Source organism: Staphylococcus sp. KUGN1, from assembly GCF_045984185.1.
GTDB lineage: Bacteria > Bacillota > Bacilli > Staphylococcales > Staphylococcaceae > Staphylococcus > Staphylococcus warneri_A.
In genome coordinates this window covers 99,342-116,102 of sequence record NZ_JBJQIL010000004.1, presented here as the reverse complement: position 1 = coordinate 116,102, position 16,761 = coordinate 99,342, and the positions used below count along the sequence as shown (strand labels likewise).

Genomic DNA, 16,761 nt, shown 5'->3' with positions numbered 1-16,761 from the left:
TTGATTTAATAAATGGAGGGATGGCAATGATAGAAACAGAACATTTAAAATTAATACAACCGTCTATGAAATATGTAGAGGACTTATTTCAATTACATACTAATGACGAGGCGACAAGATATACACCTTTAGGTCGCCATGAAGATATTGAAGATACAGCACATTACATTCAACAATGGGACCAACATTGGCAAGATAATCAATTTGGTTATTTCTTGATTCAACCTAAAGATAAAGATGTGGTAGTTGGTATCATGGGGTATGAATATAGAACGATAAATGACCAACGCTTTTTAAATCTTTATTACCGATTACTGCCAGAATATACTGGTCGTAATTATGCATATGAAGCGATTAGTCGAATTGATGAATGGATGCTAAGTAGAGATAATGAGACAACGCATATTGTCAGAACCAATATACAAAATGTTCCGTCCATTAAACTGGCTCAAAGATTGGGATTTAAGAGGGATAAGGAATGGGACGATATCATCAATAAAGGGGACATATGTCTTTTTAAAAGTTAATAAAGAAGCTCACTCTGACTAAGCTGTTATTAAATCATGTTAGCTAAAAATAACCAGTACGTTTTTGTCTTCACGTACTGGTTTCGTGTGCCGTTGATATACTATTGTTCGATATATCTTCTTAAATGTTTAGCAGTTACAGATTGTTTCACATCAAGTAAGCCTTGTGGTTCGCCGCTATAAAGTAGTTGTCCGCCTTTATCACCTGCATATGGACCGATATCGATAAACCAATCCGCTTGTGTCATCATCGTTAAGTTATGCTCGATTAGGATTACTGTGTTACCTTGATCAATCAAATGGTTGAAACATTCGATGAGTATGGGAAGATCGTCTTCATGAAGACCTGTCGTAGGCTCATCAAAAATAAATATGGCATCATGTACCGTTTCTGTTAAATATTTACTCAATTTAACACGTTGTATTTCCCCACCAGAAAGCGTATCAAGAGATTGTCCTAGTGTCATATAATTTAAGCCAGTATTTGCTAAAGCTTGTAATGGTTGAACAATGTGCTTATCATTTTTGAATTTTTCGATGGCTTCTTGGACAGTTAATGATAAAATATCAGCAATTGAGTAGCCATCAACTTTGGCTTCAAGTACTTCGGGACGATACCTTGTACCACCGCACATTTCACATGTTTGAGAGAAGTCAGGCATAAATGCCAACTCCGTTTTAATAATGCCCTTACCGTGACATTCGGGGCAGGCACCTTCAGAATTATAACTGAACATACTTTTCTTAAGGCCAGTTTGTTGACTGAAGAACGCGCGCACGTCATCAAAGATATTTAAATAAGTTAGCAAGTTTGAACGGTTTGATGCGTGGGCAGGTTTTTGGTCTATGAAAATCGCATGGCTATCTTTTTCAAATGCTGATGTAATTAATGAACTTTTACCTGAACCTGCTACACCAGTTACGACAGTCATTGCATGTTTAGGCAATTGCGTTGTGATATGTTGCAAATTATTTTTAGAAATATCATTAATCTCTAACATATCATTGTTTGATCTAATGTCATCTTTTAAAGTATGTGTACGATGAAGTGCTTGGCCGGTACTCGTTTGAGATTTGAGTAAATCTCTATAAGTGCCTTCAAATGTAATCTCACCACCATCTTTACCAGCTAATGGTCCAATATCTATAACATGATCGGCGGTCTTTATAACATCAGGGTCATGTTCTACAACAAGTACTGTATTACCTTTATCTTTTAAAGATTGTATTAAGTCGTTAATACGTTGAATATCCTCAGGATGAAGTCCAACACTTGGTTCATCGATAATATAGACAAGGTCACTGAGTGGACTGTTCAAATGTCTGATGAGCTTAATTCGCTGTGATTCACCACCAGATAAGGATGTCGTTTCTCGTGATAAAGTTAGGTAGTTAAGACCAACATAGCTCAATGATTTAAGTTGTTGTTTGAGTGGTTCGATAATAACTTGTGCTTTGGTCGATTCAATCGTTTCTAAAAACGCTAAAGCATCATCAATTTGTAAATCGGTAAAATCAGCGATATTCATACCATTGATTTTACAACTTAATACTTTGTCATTAAGTCGTTTGCCTTGGCATGACGGACAAGCATGTTGACTTACAACACGTTCAATATCTTTCGCAAAGCGCTTCTTTTCAAAGTTATCATTTAATAAAAAGGAACGTCTAAATCTATGAATTAATCCTTCAAACTTTGCAGTTCTAGGCCAATTAGCTGGCGGATTTTTAAGTTTTGTTGGTTCTGTGTATAAGAACGTGTCCAATTCTTCTTTAGTATAATCTTTTAATTTTTTATCATTATCAAATAAACCTGTATATAAATAACGTTTTCCTCTCCAACTGTCAGGACGAAATGATGGAAAGTTAATCGCATCTTCATTTAAAGATTTATCAAAATCAAGCAGTTCATTTAAATCAATATCTTCGACATAGCCTAAGCCTGAACATGTTTCGCACATGCCTCGTGTATTATTAAATGAAAAGACATCTGAGTACCCGACAAATGGTTCGCCAATACGCGACCATAATAAACGTACAGAAGCATAAATATCTGAAATTGTACCTACTGTAGAACGCGAATTTCCACCTAAGCGTTTCTGATTAATAATCATTGCAACGGGTAGATGTTGAATTTGATCAACTTCCGGTTTGGAATATTGGCTTAATTGATGTTGGATATAACTCGAATAAGTTTCATTAAGTAAACGTTCAGATTCGGCAGCTAATGTATTAAATACTAGGGAAGACTTACCTGAGCCGGAACGCCCTGTAAATACAGTTAATTGATGTTTAGGAATGGTGACATTGATATTTTTTAAATTATTTTGTCTGGCACCAATGACTTTGATATCTGACATGTGTTTCACCTCTTAATACGATATTACCCTAATATGTATTTTCAATTCGTTATGGATATGTATTCAAACACATTCATTTATCATTAGATCAAGTGTGTATAGTTACAAAAAGATAAAATTTGTATAGAATTGGATTTGATTATTGACTTTTCAGACAAATTTTCGTAACATTTTAATCAATTACTAGTTAAAGTAAGTGTAAGTGATGATGTCGAAATTTTTTATTTTAATATTATTGTAAGCGCTTACCAATAAATGAAAGGATGGTTCTTATGAAAGCTTGGTTTACAAAATTAATTGAGTTTTTACCACGTGCAATTGTCAATTTATTCATCTAGTTATTTAGGATTGGTTTAAAAATTAAATAAAATAGAGGTGCCGAATATGAAAAATAGAGAAAATAAATATAGTATTCGTAAATTTAGTGTAGGAACATCTTCCATTTTAATCGCAGCATTATTATTTATTGGTGGAGGTTCTGCTCAAGCAGCTGAAAATCAAGATAAGGGAAATGTTGATTCAGAAGCACAACAAGCACAATCTATTGGGGAACAACAGGGAAATGATGTTAAAAATGAACAAACAAATCAATCTAGTGAATTAAAAAAACAAAACGATAGCGTTGAAGCACAAAATGACAATCAACAAGATGCAACACCAACAAGCTTACATAAAGAAACATCTGAGAAAGATACTACACAAACGTCACAAGACAATACTGAAGAGAAACAACCAAAAGATGCAACAGTAGAAAGTGATCAATCAGTTGATCAAGTACAACAAGATGTTAAAACAGCACCTAAAGAAAAAACAACAGAAGATCAAGCAACAAAGTCTGTTGAAAAACCAGATACTACAACGCCAAATCAAAAAGACAAAGCTAATGGTAAAGCAGTAAAAGAAGAAACGCCTACGCCTAGTCCAAAGGCGCAAGATAAAGCATCATCAACTCAAACACATCAACATGATGTAGATCCAGAATTTAATAGCAGACATAAAGCTTCACAAGTGGATCCAGAATTTAGTCATAAGCAAGCGCAAAAGAAAGCTGATGTAGATTCAGAGTTCAATAAAAATCATAAAGCGCAACAAGTAGATCCGGATTTCTCTCGTCGTCATGCTACAGAAAAAGCGACTCATGCTACTGTGAATAAAGAAAAATCGGATGCCACAATTAATCAAAAAGATCAACATAAAGTGACAGCACAATCAGTTGATCAAACAGCAACAGCTCCGAATCAAACTGATTCATCTCAAAAATCAAAACAAAAGCAACCTGTCTCTCTTGATCAATTAGAAAAAGATTCACCATTATTATCAAAAGATAATCCAAGTAAAAAAGATAAGGAACAAAAAGACGGTTTACAAGCACTGAAATCAAACTCAGTTGCTACATTAAATAATCAGTCTAAAAATAAAGTAGCTGTAGCAGATAAAGATCAAACAAATAAGAAAGCCAAACAACAACAGTATAAAAATCATGATCCAATCATTCTCGTTCATGGATTTAATGGATTCACTGATGATATCAACCCAGCTGTCTTATCACATTATTGGGGCGGCGATAAAATGAACATTCGCCAAGATTTAGAAGAAAACGGCTACAAATCATATGAAGCAAGTATCAGTGCTTTTGGTAGTAACTATGACAGAGCGGTAGAACTCTACTACTATATCAAAGGTGGTCGTGTAGATTACGGTGCGGCACATGCTGCGAAATATGGACATGAACGATATGGTAAAACATATGAAGGTGTATATAAAGACTGGAAACCAGGACAAAAAGTACATTTAGTTGGTCATAGTATGGGTGGACAAACGATTCGCCAACTTGAAGAACTTTTAAGAAATGGTAACCAAGAGGAAATTGAGTATCAGAAGAAACATGGTGGTACAATTTCACCATTATTCAAAGGCAATAATGATAATATGGTTTCTTCAATTACAACACTTGGTACACCACATAATGGTACACATGCTTCAGATTTATTAGGTAATGAAGCGGTTGTAAGACAGGTTGTTTATGATATTGGTAAAGCCTTTGGTAATAAAGATTCAAGAGTCGACTTTGGTTTATCTCAATGGGGCTTAAAACAAAAACCAAATGAATCATATATCGATTATGCTAAACGCGTGAAAAATTCTAATTTATGGAAATCACAAGACAATGGTTTCTATGATTTAACTCGAGATGGTGCAACAGACTTAAACCGTAAAACATCATTAAATCCCAATATTGTTTATAAAACATATACTGGTGAGGCAACGCATCCATCACTATTTGGTAGACAAAAAGCAGATTTAAACATGTTCTTACCATTTATTTTAACTGGCAATGTGATTGGTAAAGTAAACGAAAAAGAATGGCGAGAAAATGATGGACTTGTATCTGTGATTTCTTCACAACATCCATTTAATCAAAAATATACACAAGCAACAGATAAAAATCAAAAAGGTATTTGGCAAGTAACACCGACGAAACATGATTGGGATCATGTTGACTTTGTTGGACAAGATAGTTCTGATACAGTAAGAACTAGAGAAGAGTTACAACAATTCTGGCATGGTCTAGCAGATGATTTAGTACAAAGTGAAAAGCTAACATCTGAGCAAAAAGCACAAGCATAATCAAAAACGCTATACGTTAAATAGAGAAAGGAGCATACGCTATGACTGCAGATTTCTTCCAATTAATCGGTTCATTCTTCAAAGTATTAAAAGAATTATTTAAGTAATATATGAGTAAAGTACCTAATACGCTATATGAGCATGTTAGGTACTTTTTTAATATGAAAAAGCAATTGAATTTAAATATCTAAATTTAAAAAAGTAAAAAATATGTAAAGAAATATAAAAAATAAATGATTTAATTATAAAAAGTTGTTATGATAAAGATGTGTCAATAATTCACTTTTGGAAGGAGATTTTAAAAATGAAAAAAATGACAATGTTAGCAGGTTCGGTACTAGCAGGTACACTCGCAGTTGCAGGTGTATCTGGTGTGGCAGATGCAAGCTCAGTACATAAAACTGCCAAACATCAACAACAAACAACTCAAGGTGACCGTCCTTATGGTGGTATTGCTCCTAAAGGTATGTCAGAGAAACAATATGAAGAATTAGAAAAGAGATTACCGAAAGCAAGTGAAGTATCAACTAAAGAATATAATCAATTACTTGATAAAGAAACACAACGCATTGCAGATAAATATAATGTGACGATTCATGCACCACAAAAAACATTCCATCCACATCAATAATTCATAAATAATAAGGCGTCTCGCACAATGCGAGACGCCTTTATTGGTAAATAAAAAAGACCTGAGACATAAAGAAATGCCTCAGGTTACAATAATATACTCAGTAGCGGAGGGAGAAGGATTTGAACCAACGCGAGCACGAAGCTCCTACCAATCATAAATGATTGGCCTCTTAAGCCAGACTTGAGTATCCCTCCAAATCGATTAACAATAAACAGTATATAACTATCTATAGTAAATGTAAAGATAAATGGATTAAAATATTAAATATTTGTAGAAACGTGCAATATTCTATAATAATAAATTTAATTTTATAGTTAAATCAATCCTTTAACTATACGAATCAAGCCATAAATGAGTTCAGGTATACTTTGAAATAGAATTTCATAGGTTGTCTCTTTTAGAATGTCCACTTTTCTTCTTTTACCATTTTTATTTTTTGTTGCCAAAATCTATCCCTCCAGTTAAGCATCATCATAATAAAAGTTAAATGCACACTTTAAAACAATGAACGAATTAGACGCATAAGACCACCTACCATTTCAGGTAAAAAGTTAAACATGTCTGTCCAAAATGAGCGTTTAGTTTGTTTTTCATCTTCTGCAATTACTTTTTCGTCTTGCTGGTCTTGTTGAGATGTCATTGTAGTTACCCCCATATTCATCGTCTTATTGATTCCATTTCATTATAACGTTCATTTAGCATCTATCATAATAAGATGGGGTTATATGGGCTAGTCCAATCCATTTCATATTTGTCACATGATTGTCGAAATTTAATCATATACATGATGATGTATAGAGATTCAATTTACAATGAAATGATATTAAGACGATAGTGCTTTAGAATGCCTAATCCCAAATTGTCTTAATCTTAATATAATGAAAATGAAATGAAAGCTTATGAAAACTTGTATTGAAGAATTCGAGAAATTTCTATATACCTCTTCACGTTGTTCAAAATCTTTTGTAGTATAGCACTCATGTTGATTTTTTGAATGAAACGAAAAGGGGGAAGCAGTGATGAGAGAAAATAAAATGATGTTTTTTATTTTTATGTTAGGTACATTTACTGTTGGTATGGCAGAATATGTTGTCACAGGATTACTAACACAAATATCTGATGACATGCATGTATCTATTTCAAGTGCGGGACTGCTTGTGAGTGTTTATGCGATCAGTGTGGCAGTGATTGGTCCATTCATGCGTATATTTACGATGAAAGTCCATGCGCATCGCCTGTTACCTGTGCTTGTAGCTATATTTATCGTGAGTAACTTAGTAGGAATGTTAGCGCCTAATTTTAATGTGCTTTTATTATCAAGATTAATGTCTGCAGCTATGCATGCACCGTTCTTTGGCGTTTGTATGAGTGTAGCAGCGGCTGTTGCACCACCAGCTAAGAAACCGCAAGCAATTGCCTTAGTTCAAGCGGGTCTAACGATAGCAGTCATGATTGGTGTGCCGTTCGGATCATTTTTAGGTGGCTTGGCTAATTGGAGAGTTGTATTTGGTATCATGATTATCTTAGCAGTGATAACGATGTTAGGTATGATGAAGTTTACACCACACGTTTCATTAAGCGCAGAAGCCAATATTTCTAAAGAATTAACCGTATTTAAGAACCCACACATTTTAATTGTGATTTCTATCATCGTATTTGGTTATTCAGGTGTGTTTACAACTTATACGTTTATGGAACCAATGATTCATGAGTATGCACCTTTTAAAATAATTGGATTAACCGTATGTTTATTCTTATTTGGACTAGGTGGTGTAATTGGTAATTTAGTTACAGGTAGTGTACCAGAACACGCTTTAACTAAATATTTATTCTATACGTTCTTCTTATTATTTATTACTATTATCTTATTCGTTACTTTTGTTCATTATGCAGTATTAGCATTACTCATTTGCTTCTTGTTTGGTTTTGGAACATTTGGTACGACACCACTATTAAATAGTAAAATTATTTTAAGTGCACATGAAGCACCATTACTAGCAAGTACGCTTGCTGCTTCCATATTTAACGTAGCTAACTTTATTGGTGCTATACTTGGTTCAATATTATTATCAATCGGATTACCATATATGACGATTACGTTCATATCTGGTGGCATTATTATATTAGGTATCATACTCAATACTGTAAATAATGTTTACGAGAAAAAGCACATATCATTTCATAACTAATTGAAAACCCTGTTCGACACATGATCGAGCAGGGTTTTCTCATATTTTATCATTACGTTTCAACTTTAAAATTGACGACCTCAGGAATATGAGAATTTGAATGTTCTTGAAGGTAATCGATAATTAATTGTGCACCGTCAATTTGGATATCTTTAACAACTGGTGCGTTGGTGTACATATCATATTGACCACCACCCACTGAACGATAGTTATTCACACAAATTGTATAGGTCTTATCAAAGTCTAATGATTCACCATTGAATTGAATATGTGCTACACGTTGTCCTCGGGGTTGACCAGCATGAATCGTGTAGCTTACACCGGCGAATATATCATAATTAAAATGTTGGGGTTTCGGTTCCATAAAATCTTTACTGATAGTGATTTCTTCATGAATAACATCAAAATATTCAGCAGAGCGCTCAATTGCAGCTTTAATATCGGCACCACTCACACGTAATACTTTAAATGTATTTGGGAAAGGATAATTGTTAATAACATCACGCATTGTAACGTGTTTTGTAAAACCAGTTGCTGAATCAAATAAGGCTGTACATGCCATATCGGCGCCACTCTTAGCTAATAAGACATAATTTAAAAAATTAATAAATGGATGTGGTGCTACACGAGCGTCAAATGCATCATCCACAATCATTTCATTAGGTAGTTCAGCAATCTGGGTATCGAGCCAGTCTTCTAATTGGCTTCTTAAATAGCGATCATCTTCATTAATAACAAAGTCATCATCATCGCTAACCGGTAACAAACTACATGACGCAATGCGTTCATGAGTGTCATCGTTGAAATTCAGAACGACTTTGCCTATAGATCGACCTCGTGTACCAGGTTGGATGACTGCCGTTTGGTTGAATAACGTTGCGATATCTCTATGTTGATGACCTGTGATGAATATATCAATATCATCACAGAAGTGTTCTAAAATTGCATAACCTTCATTCTCACCTGTTTGCGCTTCGGTAGGGTCTCCAGTTTCTAAATCTTTTTCAAAGCCACCGTGATAGCTCACGACAACGAAGTCTGATTGGCGGCGTACTTCGGGTAGCCAACGTTGTAATGTTGTTACGGCACTTTCAAAGGTGAGTGACTGGATGTGTTCAGGTTGTTCCCAATGAGGGATATACTGCGTCGTTAATCCAATCACGCCAATTGTTTTACCATTAACATCGAAATAGTGAATGCCCTGATGCGTGAGTAATTCACCATTCTCAAAGATATTGGCACATAACACCGGATAGTTTAGACGATTCAATGCATCTTTCAAATAAGGTAACCCGTAGTTGAATTCATGATTACCTAGTGTACCAAAGTGAAAGGACATATGATTATAGAAATTGACTAGAGGCTGACTATTCTTGATATGAGAGACGAGATAATTACAAAATGGTGAGCCTTGTAAAAAATCGCCATTATCAATTTTAATATGATGTGCGTAATGTTGTTGGTCTTTTTCAATTAAATGATTAGCCAACAATAAGCCCATAGGTAGGTATTGGTCTCTTTTGGAGAAATCTGTTGGAAATATGTAACCATGTATATCGCTCACTACGTAAAACGCAAGTTGTTCCATAAAATATCACTCCTCTTGTTGATCATCTTATGCGGGTTAATCTGTTTGGGTATTGTGTTGATGTTGACTTCCATAACTGCCAGCTTTAAAGGTTGAAGGATCATACCATTTATAACCTGATGGTGGTTGAGACCAAGGTTCCTTTTCAGGTTCAGTTGACTGTTGAGGCTGTTCAAACTGATGTAACGTTGTTTTACGATCCAGTTTGATTATACTATCTTTTAAAGATGTTGAAGTATCTTCTTTACTCATCCATTGAGTAATGTTAGTTAATAATTTTCCATTATCTTCTTCATGAAAACCATTGTATGTTTTTTTATTTTCACCGGTATCTTCACGTTTGTATTTTGGTGAACGATCTTCTACTAAGGAGGAATCTCCGATAAATACTGCTTTTCCTTTACCTAGTTTAGAAATGGCAACATATGGACCTTCTTCAACACCGCCATTATTGTACACCCCTTGATCGACAGCATGGGACCATTTATGTTTAGACGATAAATGCGAAGGTGTGTACACGATACCTTTAGCTTTATTAGGGTCAGTAATAGCTAGTGTACAACCTGCATGCATCGATACAGAATCGATCCCTTTGGTAATGCCCATACTTTCGTCTGATGACACTATATTTTTAGTATTCATATCTCCAAGGGCATTATAGCGAAAACGTACACCAAATTGATTAGAAAGCCAATCAGAACTTTTAACATCTTGCATTGCTTTAGAATGCTTCTCGTCATTTGTCATACCTTTAGACATATCATCGAAAGCGCCACGTCGATAACCATTCATCGCTTCCGAAGAATCAATTCTATTTAAATTTCTATCTGCATTATAGTGGTCTGATATGAAAACAACTTTACCACCTTGTTTTACATAATTAGCAATAGCTTCTTGTTCGCTTTTATTAAATGGTACATTTGCTTCAGGGATGACTAATATCGCTGCTTGATTTAATGTTTGTTCATCGATATTGGCTTGGCCATCAATGTCTTTAACTTGATAACCCTGTGATTTAAATGAATCAGCATAATCAGAAAAAGCACCGTCACTTGTCCAGTCGGCAGCGCCCGCTGTTTGTGCATGTGATCGATCAAATAATACTATTGGTTCATCTTTAGACGTAGGATTGGTTTGAGCTAATGTCATAGGTATAGCAGTGAAGAGGCTGCTTGCTAATATGGATGAAACTACAATACTTTTATATATTTTTCTCATAAATGATACTCCTTTAATAATTTTTTCTAATTATGAATTATAGAATATCGACGTTTACATTGTGTGGTATTTAATAAAATTTACAAAACCTTTAAGCGTATTTAAAAATGTGTTATTAAAATTCATTTTAATATAATACAAATTTACTTTAATATGTGATAATCTATAAGTGTAATTTTATTATATACATATTACACCAAATACGTATAAGAAGGGACAGTTATTAGATGAAAAAATTGAAGTATTTATTGATTCTTGTTTTATCAGTCACTATGTTTACGGCAGCATGTGGAAATTCAAGCTCTTTAGATAATCAAAAGAGCTCTGACAAAGGTTCAGATTCTAAATCTGGAGATTATAAACCAAAAGAATTAACGGTACAATTCGTACCTTCACAAAATGCAGATAAATTAGAAGCGAAAGCGAAACCACTTGAAAAACTTCTGTCTAAAGAATTGGATATGCCAGTTAAAGTATCCGTTTCTACCAACTACAATACAATTGTAGAAGCCATGAAATCTAAAAAAGTAGATGTCGGCTTCTTACCTCCTACAGCTTACACATTAGCACATGATCAAAAAGCAGCAGATTTATTATTACAAGCACAACGTTACGGTGTGAACAAAGATGGTTCACCTAACAATAAACTTGTGGATGACTACAAATCAGAAATTTTAGTAAAAAAAGACTCAGATATTAAAAGTTTAAAAGATTTAAAAGGTAAGAAAATTGCTTTACAAGATGTAACTTCAACGGCAGGTTACACATTCCCATTAGCTACATTAAAAGAAGAAGCGGGTATTAATGCAACTAAGGATATGAAAATCGTGAACGTTAAAGGCCATGACCAAGCTATCATTTCATTATTAAATGGTGATGTAGATGCAGCAGCCGTATTTAATGATGCACGTAATATTGTTAAGAAAGACCAACCAGATGTATTCAAAGATACTAGAATTTTAAAACTTACGGATGCCATTCCGAATGATACGATTTCTGTAAGACCAGATATGGATAAAAAATTCCAAGATAAGTTGAAAAAAGCATTTAAAGATATTTCAAAAACTAAAGAGGGACACAAAATCATTAAAGAAGTATACTCACATGAAGGTTATACTGATACAGATGATTCTAAATTTGATGTTGTTAGAGACAATGAAAAAGCAGTTAAAGATATGAAGTAATGCATACAGAGACTACATTAATAAATGAAGCGCGTCATATTGATGCAAATATAGTTCAAATGACTTAAACAAAGTACATGACTTTGAAATGCTAAGTGTTGAATTGGATAAATTATTGGGAGAGGATAATATTCAATTCACCTTAGTATTTCTTTGTAAAAGAAAGGTGTCAAACATGAGTCAAATAGAATTTAAAGATGTCAGTAAGGTTTATCCTAACGGGCATGTCGGATTAAAAAATATTAATTTAGAAATAGAAAAGGGAGAATTTGCGGTTATTGTTGGCTTATCTGGGGCAGGTAAATCTACGTTACTTAGATCAGTCAATCGTCTCCATGATATTACCTCTGGGGAAATTTTCATTCAAGGTCAATCGATAACGAAAGCACGAGGTAAAGAATTACTTGAAATGCGCCGAAACATTGGTATGATTTTCCAACATTTTAATCTAGTCAAACGTTCTAGTGTATTGAGAAATGTATTAAGTGGGAGAGTAGGCTATCATCCGACTTGGAAAATGGTGCTTGGGTTATTCCCTAAAGAAGATAAGATTAAAGCGATGCATGCACTTGAGCGCGTAAATATTTTAGATAAATATGATCAACGTTCGGATGAACTTTCAGGTGGACAACAACAACGTATTTCAATTGCGCGTGCCTTATGCCAAGAATCTGAAATCATATTGGCAGATGAACCTGTAGCATCATTAGACCCCTTAACAACGAAACAAGTTATGGATGATTTAAAGAAGATCAATCAAGAATTAGGCATTACGATTTTAATTAACTTACACTTTGTCGATTTAGCAAGAGAATATGGTACTCGTATTATTGGATTACGCGATGGTGAAGTGGTCTATGATGGGCCTGCTTCTGAAGCGACAGATGACGTCTTTAGTGACATTTATGGACGATCAATTAGTGAAGATGAAAAGCTGGGAGTGAATTAGTATGACCGCACCAGTACAACAGAATTATGATACATATTTAAAGCGGGAAATGTCGCTCAAGACAAGTTTTACATTTGTATTACTCATTGTGTTAATTGTTTGGAGTTTTATTTATACAGGTTTTAATGTTGGGGACTTAATGGTTGGCTTACCTCAAATAGGTGATTTGTTTGCCCAAATGATTCCACCTGATATGAGCTACTTAAGTCAAATTACACAACCCATGTTAGACACAATTAGAATGGCGATTGTTAGTACTGTATTAGGAAGCATCGTGTCTATTCCAGTTGCATTATTATGCGCCAGTAATATAGTACAGAAGAAATGGATTAATATACCTGCACGATTTATTTTGAATATTGTCCGTACGATTCCAGATTTACTACTTGCGGCGATATTTGTTGCTGTGTTTGGTATTGGTCAAATTCCTGGTATTTTAGCGTTATTTATTCTAACGATTTGTATCATTGGTAAGCTATTGTACGAATCTTTAGAAACGATTGACCCAGGTCCTATGGAAGCGATGACGGCGGTAGGTGCAAATAAGGTGAAATGGATTGTTTATGGTGTAGTGCCACAAGCGATATCATCATTTGCCTCATATGTACTTTATGCATTCGAAGTGAATATACGTGCTTCAGCTGTGCTAGGTTTAGTAGGTGCGGGTGGTATTGGATTATTTTACGATCAAACGTTAGGTCTATTTCAATATCCGAAAACAGCTACGATTATTTTATTCACGCTGGTTATCGTAGTCATCATTGATTACGTTAGTACGAAAGTGAGGGAACAACTCGCATGACGACTAAAGAAACGCAATATCCATTACACACTAAAAATCATCGCAAAAAGTTGATTAAACAGTGGCTCATTGCAATTGTAGTAGTGAGTATAATTATTTGGGCTTTTTCAGGTGTGCCTAGTTTAGAACTCAAAAGTAAATCTATTGAAATATTAAAAGCGATTTTTAACGGTTTGTTTCACCCAGATTTAAATTATATTTATATTCCTGAAGGCGAAGATTTATTAAGAGGGTTATTAGAAACATTTGCTATTGCAGTAATTGGTACTTTTATAGCGGTCATTATTTGTATTCCGCTTGCATTTTTAGGTGCTCAAAATATGGTGAAGTTACGACCTGTTTCAGGAATAAGCAAATTTATACTTAGTGTTATTCGAGTATTTCCAGAAATTGTCATGGCATTAATCTTTATTAAAGCAGTAGGCCCTGGCTCATTTTCAGGTGTTTTGGCACTCGGTATTCATTCTGTTGGTATGTTAGGTAAATTATTAGCAGAAGATATTGAGAGTTTGGATTTTAGTGCCGTAGAATCTTTAAAAGCAAGCGGTGCTAATAAAATGAAGACGTTAGTGTTTGCAGTTATTCCCCAAATTTTACCATCATTTTTATCATTAATCCTTTATCGATTTGAGTTGAATTTACGTTCTGCTTCGATTCTTGGCTTAATAGGTGCAGGCGGTATTGGGACGCCACTGATCTTTGCAATTCAAACACGTTCTTGGGATCGTGTAGGTATTATATTAATTGGACTAGTAGTCATGGTAGCTATCGTTGATTTGATTTCTGGTGCAATACGTAAACGTATCGTTTAAATAAGCAGATAGGCTAGAGTTTCTCATTATGGGAAACTCTTTTTTTTATGAAGCATTTTTTAATAGATAATCTCATTTAAGGATGAAAATATAGTTAGCAATCGAATATATATTCATAAGTCATCGTGGTATAATAATATTAAATAAATATTTTATATAATGTGTTTTGATGTTGTAAGGATATCCTAAATGTTTAAACACTATTATATATGATTCAATGATGGAGATGACAAATCATGATCGATATTCATAACCATATATTGGTTAATATGGATGATGGCCCAAAAACTAAGCAAGCAATGATTCAATTGCTTATTCAAGCTAAAGAGGAAGGTATCACAGGCGTTATAGCTACACCGCACCATCTAAACCCTAAATTTAACAATAGCTTTCAAAACGTTTCTTTGAAATTAGCAGAGATTAGAAAGATACCGGAAATTAAAGATTTAGGTATCGAATTATTTCCAGGTCAAGAGGTGAGGCTCACAGAAGCAATGATTAATGAAATTGAGTATGGCAGTATACAAGGATTAAATAAATCACGATATTTATTGATTGAGCTACCGTTTGGTGATGTGCCTGATAATGCTAATCGACTGTGTCATGAATTGCAATCTTTAGGATATATACCAATCATAGCGCATCCAGAACGTAATAAAGCAATTGCCAAAAATCCGTATCTCTTATATGAGTTGATTTGTAACGGGGCATTGAGTCAATTGACAGCGAGTTCTTTGTTAGGTGATTTCGGAAGAAGTGCTCAAAAATTATCATTACGTTTTATTGATTGCCATTTAGCACACTTTATAGCATCGGATGCACATTCTGTAGAGCATAGACCATTCGTCTTAAATCAATTGTTTGATGAACGAAAGTTAATACCTTATAGAAATAAAATAGAAGAAATGATCGAAAATGCCAAAGCCATCGTGAACAATAAAGTGGTTTATTCGGATAGACCATGTGAACCAGAGATGATGAGACGATTTCTAAGATGGTTTTAAGAATAAATTTAAAGGAATAATGAAAAATAATGTAGACAATACTCATAAATATAATGTATAAGGTTAAACGAAGAGTGGGAAGGATGAATAACCTAGGAAATCAATTAACCTTTATAATGAAGAGGTGATAAAGATGGAAGATAATCAAAAAATAGTTAACGATAGAACAAGTAATGTATTGGGTTCATTAAGTTATTTAAGTATATTCTTTGCACCTTTACTTTTTCCAATTATTGTTTGGATCGTTGCAGATGCACCTGCATCAACGTACTCTAAAAAAGCGTTATTAAACCATGTTATGTCTTGGGTTTGTATGGTTTTAGCAATTATTTGTTTTGTAATGGCACCAGCAGTTTACAACCAAAGTACTGTTTTAATGGTTATTTTGTTTATTTTGGGTATCGCATTTATCGTAGGATCAGGGGTATTATTTATTATTAATATCGTCAGAGGTATTCAATTATTAATTGATTAATTATTTATAAGGGAAGCGTCGTTCAATGACTTTGAACGACGCTTTAAATGTAGTATTAGATTTTTTCGTATCTTATGGGTCTTGATGTGCCGTACGAATCTTTAACCGACGTTTGTATGAAAATATGGTTTGTATCTTCATAGTCTAAAATATACATGAGTTGAGGGTCTACTTCAGATGTCAGTTTAATACGTTGATGTTCGGTATCAATTTGAAGAATTTGATATTGATTGTGATTCGTATCAACGCCAGTTTGAATGCTAATAGATTTTTGAACTGATGGGTTAATCCAATTACCCAAAAATAAGTGAATCGTGTCTTGCTGTGACTTTGTGAGTGTAAGTGCGTCGTCATTAATATGAATAAAGTGGAGTTGATACATAGCGTCGCC

15 protein-coding genes, 1 tRNA gene and 1 pseudogene are annotated in these 16,761 nt (G+C 34.2%); 10 read left to right on the top strand and 7 right to left on the bottom strand.

The window, feature by feature from the left end:
* Positions 1-26: 26 nt before the first annotated feature.
* Positions 27-527: a GNAT family N-acetyltransferase gene (locus tag ACJQQZ_RS10185; protein WP_145506485.1), complete on the top strand. Its 501-nt coding sequence runs from the start codon at positions 27-29 to the stop codon at positions 525-527.
* A gap of 101 nt (positions 528-628) precedes the next feature.
* Here ACJQQZ_RS10185 and ACJQQZ_RS10180 read toward each other — a convergent pair whose 3' ends face one another.
* Positions 629-2,887, bottom strand: a complete 2,259-nt coding sequence (locus ACJQQZ_RS10180; RefSeq protein ID WP_075778285.1) for an ATP-binding cassette domain-containing protein — start codon at positions 2,885-2,887, stop codon at positions 629-631.
* Between the two features lie 384 nt (positions 2,888-3,271).
* On the opposite strand from ACJQQZ_RS10180, the gene lip reads away from it, so the two are divergent.
* Positions 3,272-5,515, top strand: coding sequence for a YSIRK-targeted triacylglycerol lipase (lip, locus tag ACJQQZ_RS10175; RefSeq protein ID WP_408023131.1), 2,244 nt, complete (start codon positions 3,272-3,274; stop codon positions 5,513-5,515).
* Positions 5,516-5,819: 304 nt separating this feature from the next.
* Positions 5,820-6,146 carry a cell surface protein gene (locus tag ACJQQZ_RS10170; protein ID WP_145506479.1) on the top strand — a complete coding sequence of 109 codons (327 nt, stop codon included), beginning with the start codon at positions 5,820-5,822 and terminating at the stop codon, positions 6,144-6,146.
* Positions 6,147-6,253: 107 nt separating this feature from the next.
* Here ACJQQZ_RS10170 and ACJQQZ_RS10165 read toward each other — a convergent pair.
* The 3 genes from ACJQQZ_RS10165 to ACJQQZ_RS10155 form a co-directional block, all read right to left on the bottom strand.
* Positions 6,254-6,343 (bottom strand) — tRNA-Ile (locus tag ACJQQZ_RS10165).
* 120 nt (positions 6,344-6,463) lie between these two features.
* On the bottom strand, positions 6,464-6,595 hold the full coding sequence (locus ACJQQZ_RS10160; protein WP_002452383.1) for a hypothetical protein: 132 nt from the start codon (positions 6,593-6,595) through the stop codon (positions 6,464-6,466).
* A gap of 50 nt (positions 6,596-6,645) precedes the next feature.
* The gene (locus tag ACJQQZ_RS10155; RefSeq protein WP_186364173.1) at positions 6,646-6,789 is read right to left on the bottom strand and encodes a hypothetical protein; all 144 of its coding nucleotides are present in this window, start codon (positions 6,787-6,789) and stop codon (positions 6,646-6,648) included.
* 379 nt (positions 6,790-7,168) lie between these two features.
* Here ACJQQZ_RS10155 and ACJQQZ_RS10150 point away from each other — a divergent pair, with 379 nt between their 5' ends.
* Entirely contained in the window at positions 7,169-8,338 is a 1,170-nt protein-coding gene (locus ACJQQZ_RS10150; protein ID WP_107546413.1) for an MFS transporter, read from the top strand.
* Between the two features lie 52 nt (positions 8,339-8,390).
* On the opposite strand, the gene ACJQQZ_RS10145 is transcribed toward ACJQQZ_RS10150, so the two are convergent.
* The gene (locus tag ACJQQZ_RS10145; RefSeq protein WP_145506476.1) at positions 8,391-9,926 is read right to left on the bottom strand and encodes a bifunctional metallophosphatase/5'-nucleotidase; all 1,536 of its coding nucleotides are present in this window, start codon (positions 9,924-9,926) and stop codon (positions 8,391-8,393) included.
* Positions 9,927-9,965: 39 nt separating this feature from the next.
* Positions 9,966-11,144 (bottom strand): annotated as a pseudogene (locus ACJQQZ_RS10140) (DNA-binding protein); the annotation flags it as partial.
* Between the two features lie 227 nt (positions 11,145-11,371).
* On the opposite strand from ACJQQZ_RS10140, the gene ACJQQZ_RS10135 reads away from it, so the two are divergent.
* The 6 genes from ACJQQZ_RS10135 (at position 11,372) to ACJQQZ_RS10110 (ending at position 16,370) form a co-directional block, all read left to right on the top strand.
* The gene (locus ACJQQZ_RS10135) at positions 11,372-12,328 is read left to right on the top strand and encodes a phosphate/phosphite/phosphonate ABC transporter substrate-binding protein (protein WP_145506470.1); all 957 of its coding nucleotides are present in this window, start codon (positions 11,372-11,374) and stop codon (positions 12,326-12,328) included.
* 175 nt (positions 12,329-12,503) lie between these two features.
* Positions 12,504-13,277, top strand: a complete 774-nt coding sequence (gene phnC / locus ACJQQZ_RS10130; protein ID WP_002452377.1) for a phosphonate ABC transporter ATP-binding protein — start codon at positions 12,504-12,506, stop codon at positions 13,275-13,277.
* Between the two features lies 1 nt (position 13,278).
* Positions 13,279-14,079: a phosphonate ABC transporter, permease protein PhnE gene (gene phnE, locus ACJQQZ_RS10125; RefSeq protein ID WP_145506467.1), complete on the top strand. Its 801-nt coding sequence runs from the start codon at positions 13,279-13,281 to the stop codon at positions 14,077-14,079.
* Positions 14,076-14,891, top strand: coding sequence for a phosphonate ABC transporter, permease protein PhnE (gene phnE / locus ACJQQZ_RS10120; RefSeq protein ID WP_145506464.1), 816 nt, complete (start codon positions 14,076-14,078; stop codon positions 14,889-14,891). The genes phnE (ACJQQZ_RS10125) and phnE (ACJQQZ_RS10120) overlap by 4 nt, the downstream gene beginning before the upstream one ends.
* Positions 14,892-15,127: 236 nt before the next feature.
* The gene (locus tag ACJQQZ_RS10115; RefSeq protein ID WP_145506461.1) at positions 15,128-15,895 is read left to right on the top strand and encodes a tyrosine-protein phosphatase; all 768 of its coding nucleotides are present in this window, start codon (positions 15,128-15,130) and stop codon (positions 15,893-15,895) included.
* A gap of 133 nt (positions 15,896-16,028) precedes the next feature.
* Positions 16,029-16,370 carry a hypothetical protein gene (locus tag ACJQQZ_RS10110; protein ID WP_145506459.1) on the top strand — a complete coding sequence of 114 codons (342 nt, stop codon included), beginning with the start codon at positions 16,029-16,031 and terminating at the stop codon, positions 16,368-16,370.
* 55 nt (positions 16,371-16,425) lie between these two features.
* Here ACJQQZ_RS10110 and ACJQQZ_RS10105 read toward each other — a convergent pair whose 3' ends face one another.
* The gene (locus ACJQQZ_RS10105) at positions 16,426-16,752 is read right to left on the bottom strand and encodes a cysteine protease inhibitor staphostatin B (RefSeq protein WP_145506456.1); all 327 of its coding nucleotides are present in this window, start codon (positions 16,750-16,752) and stop codon (positions 16,426-16,428) included.
* Between the last annotated feature and the right edge of the window lie 9 nt (positions 16,753-16,761).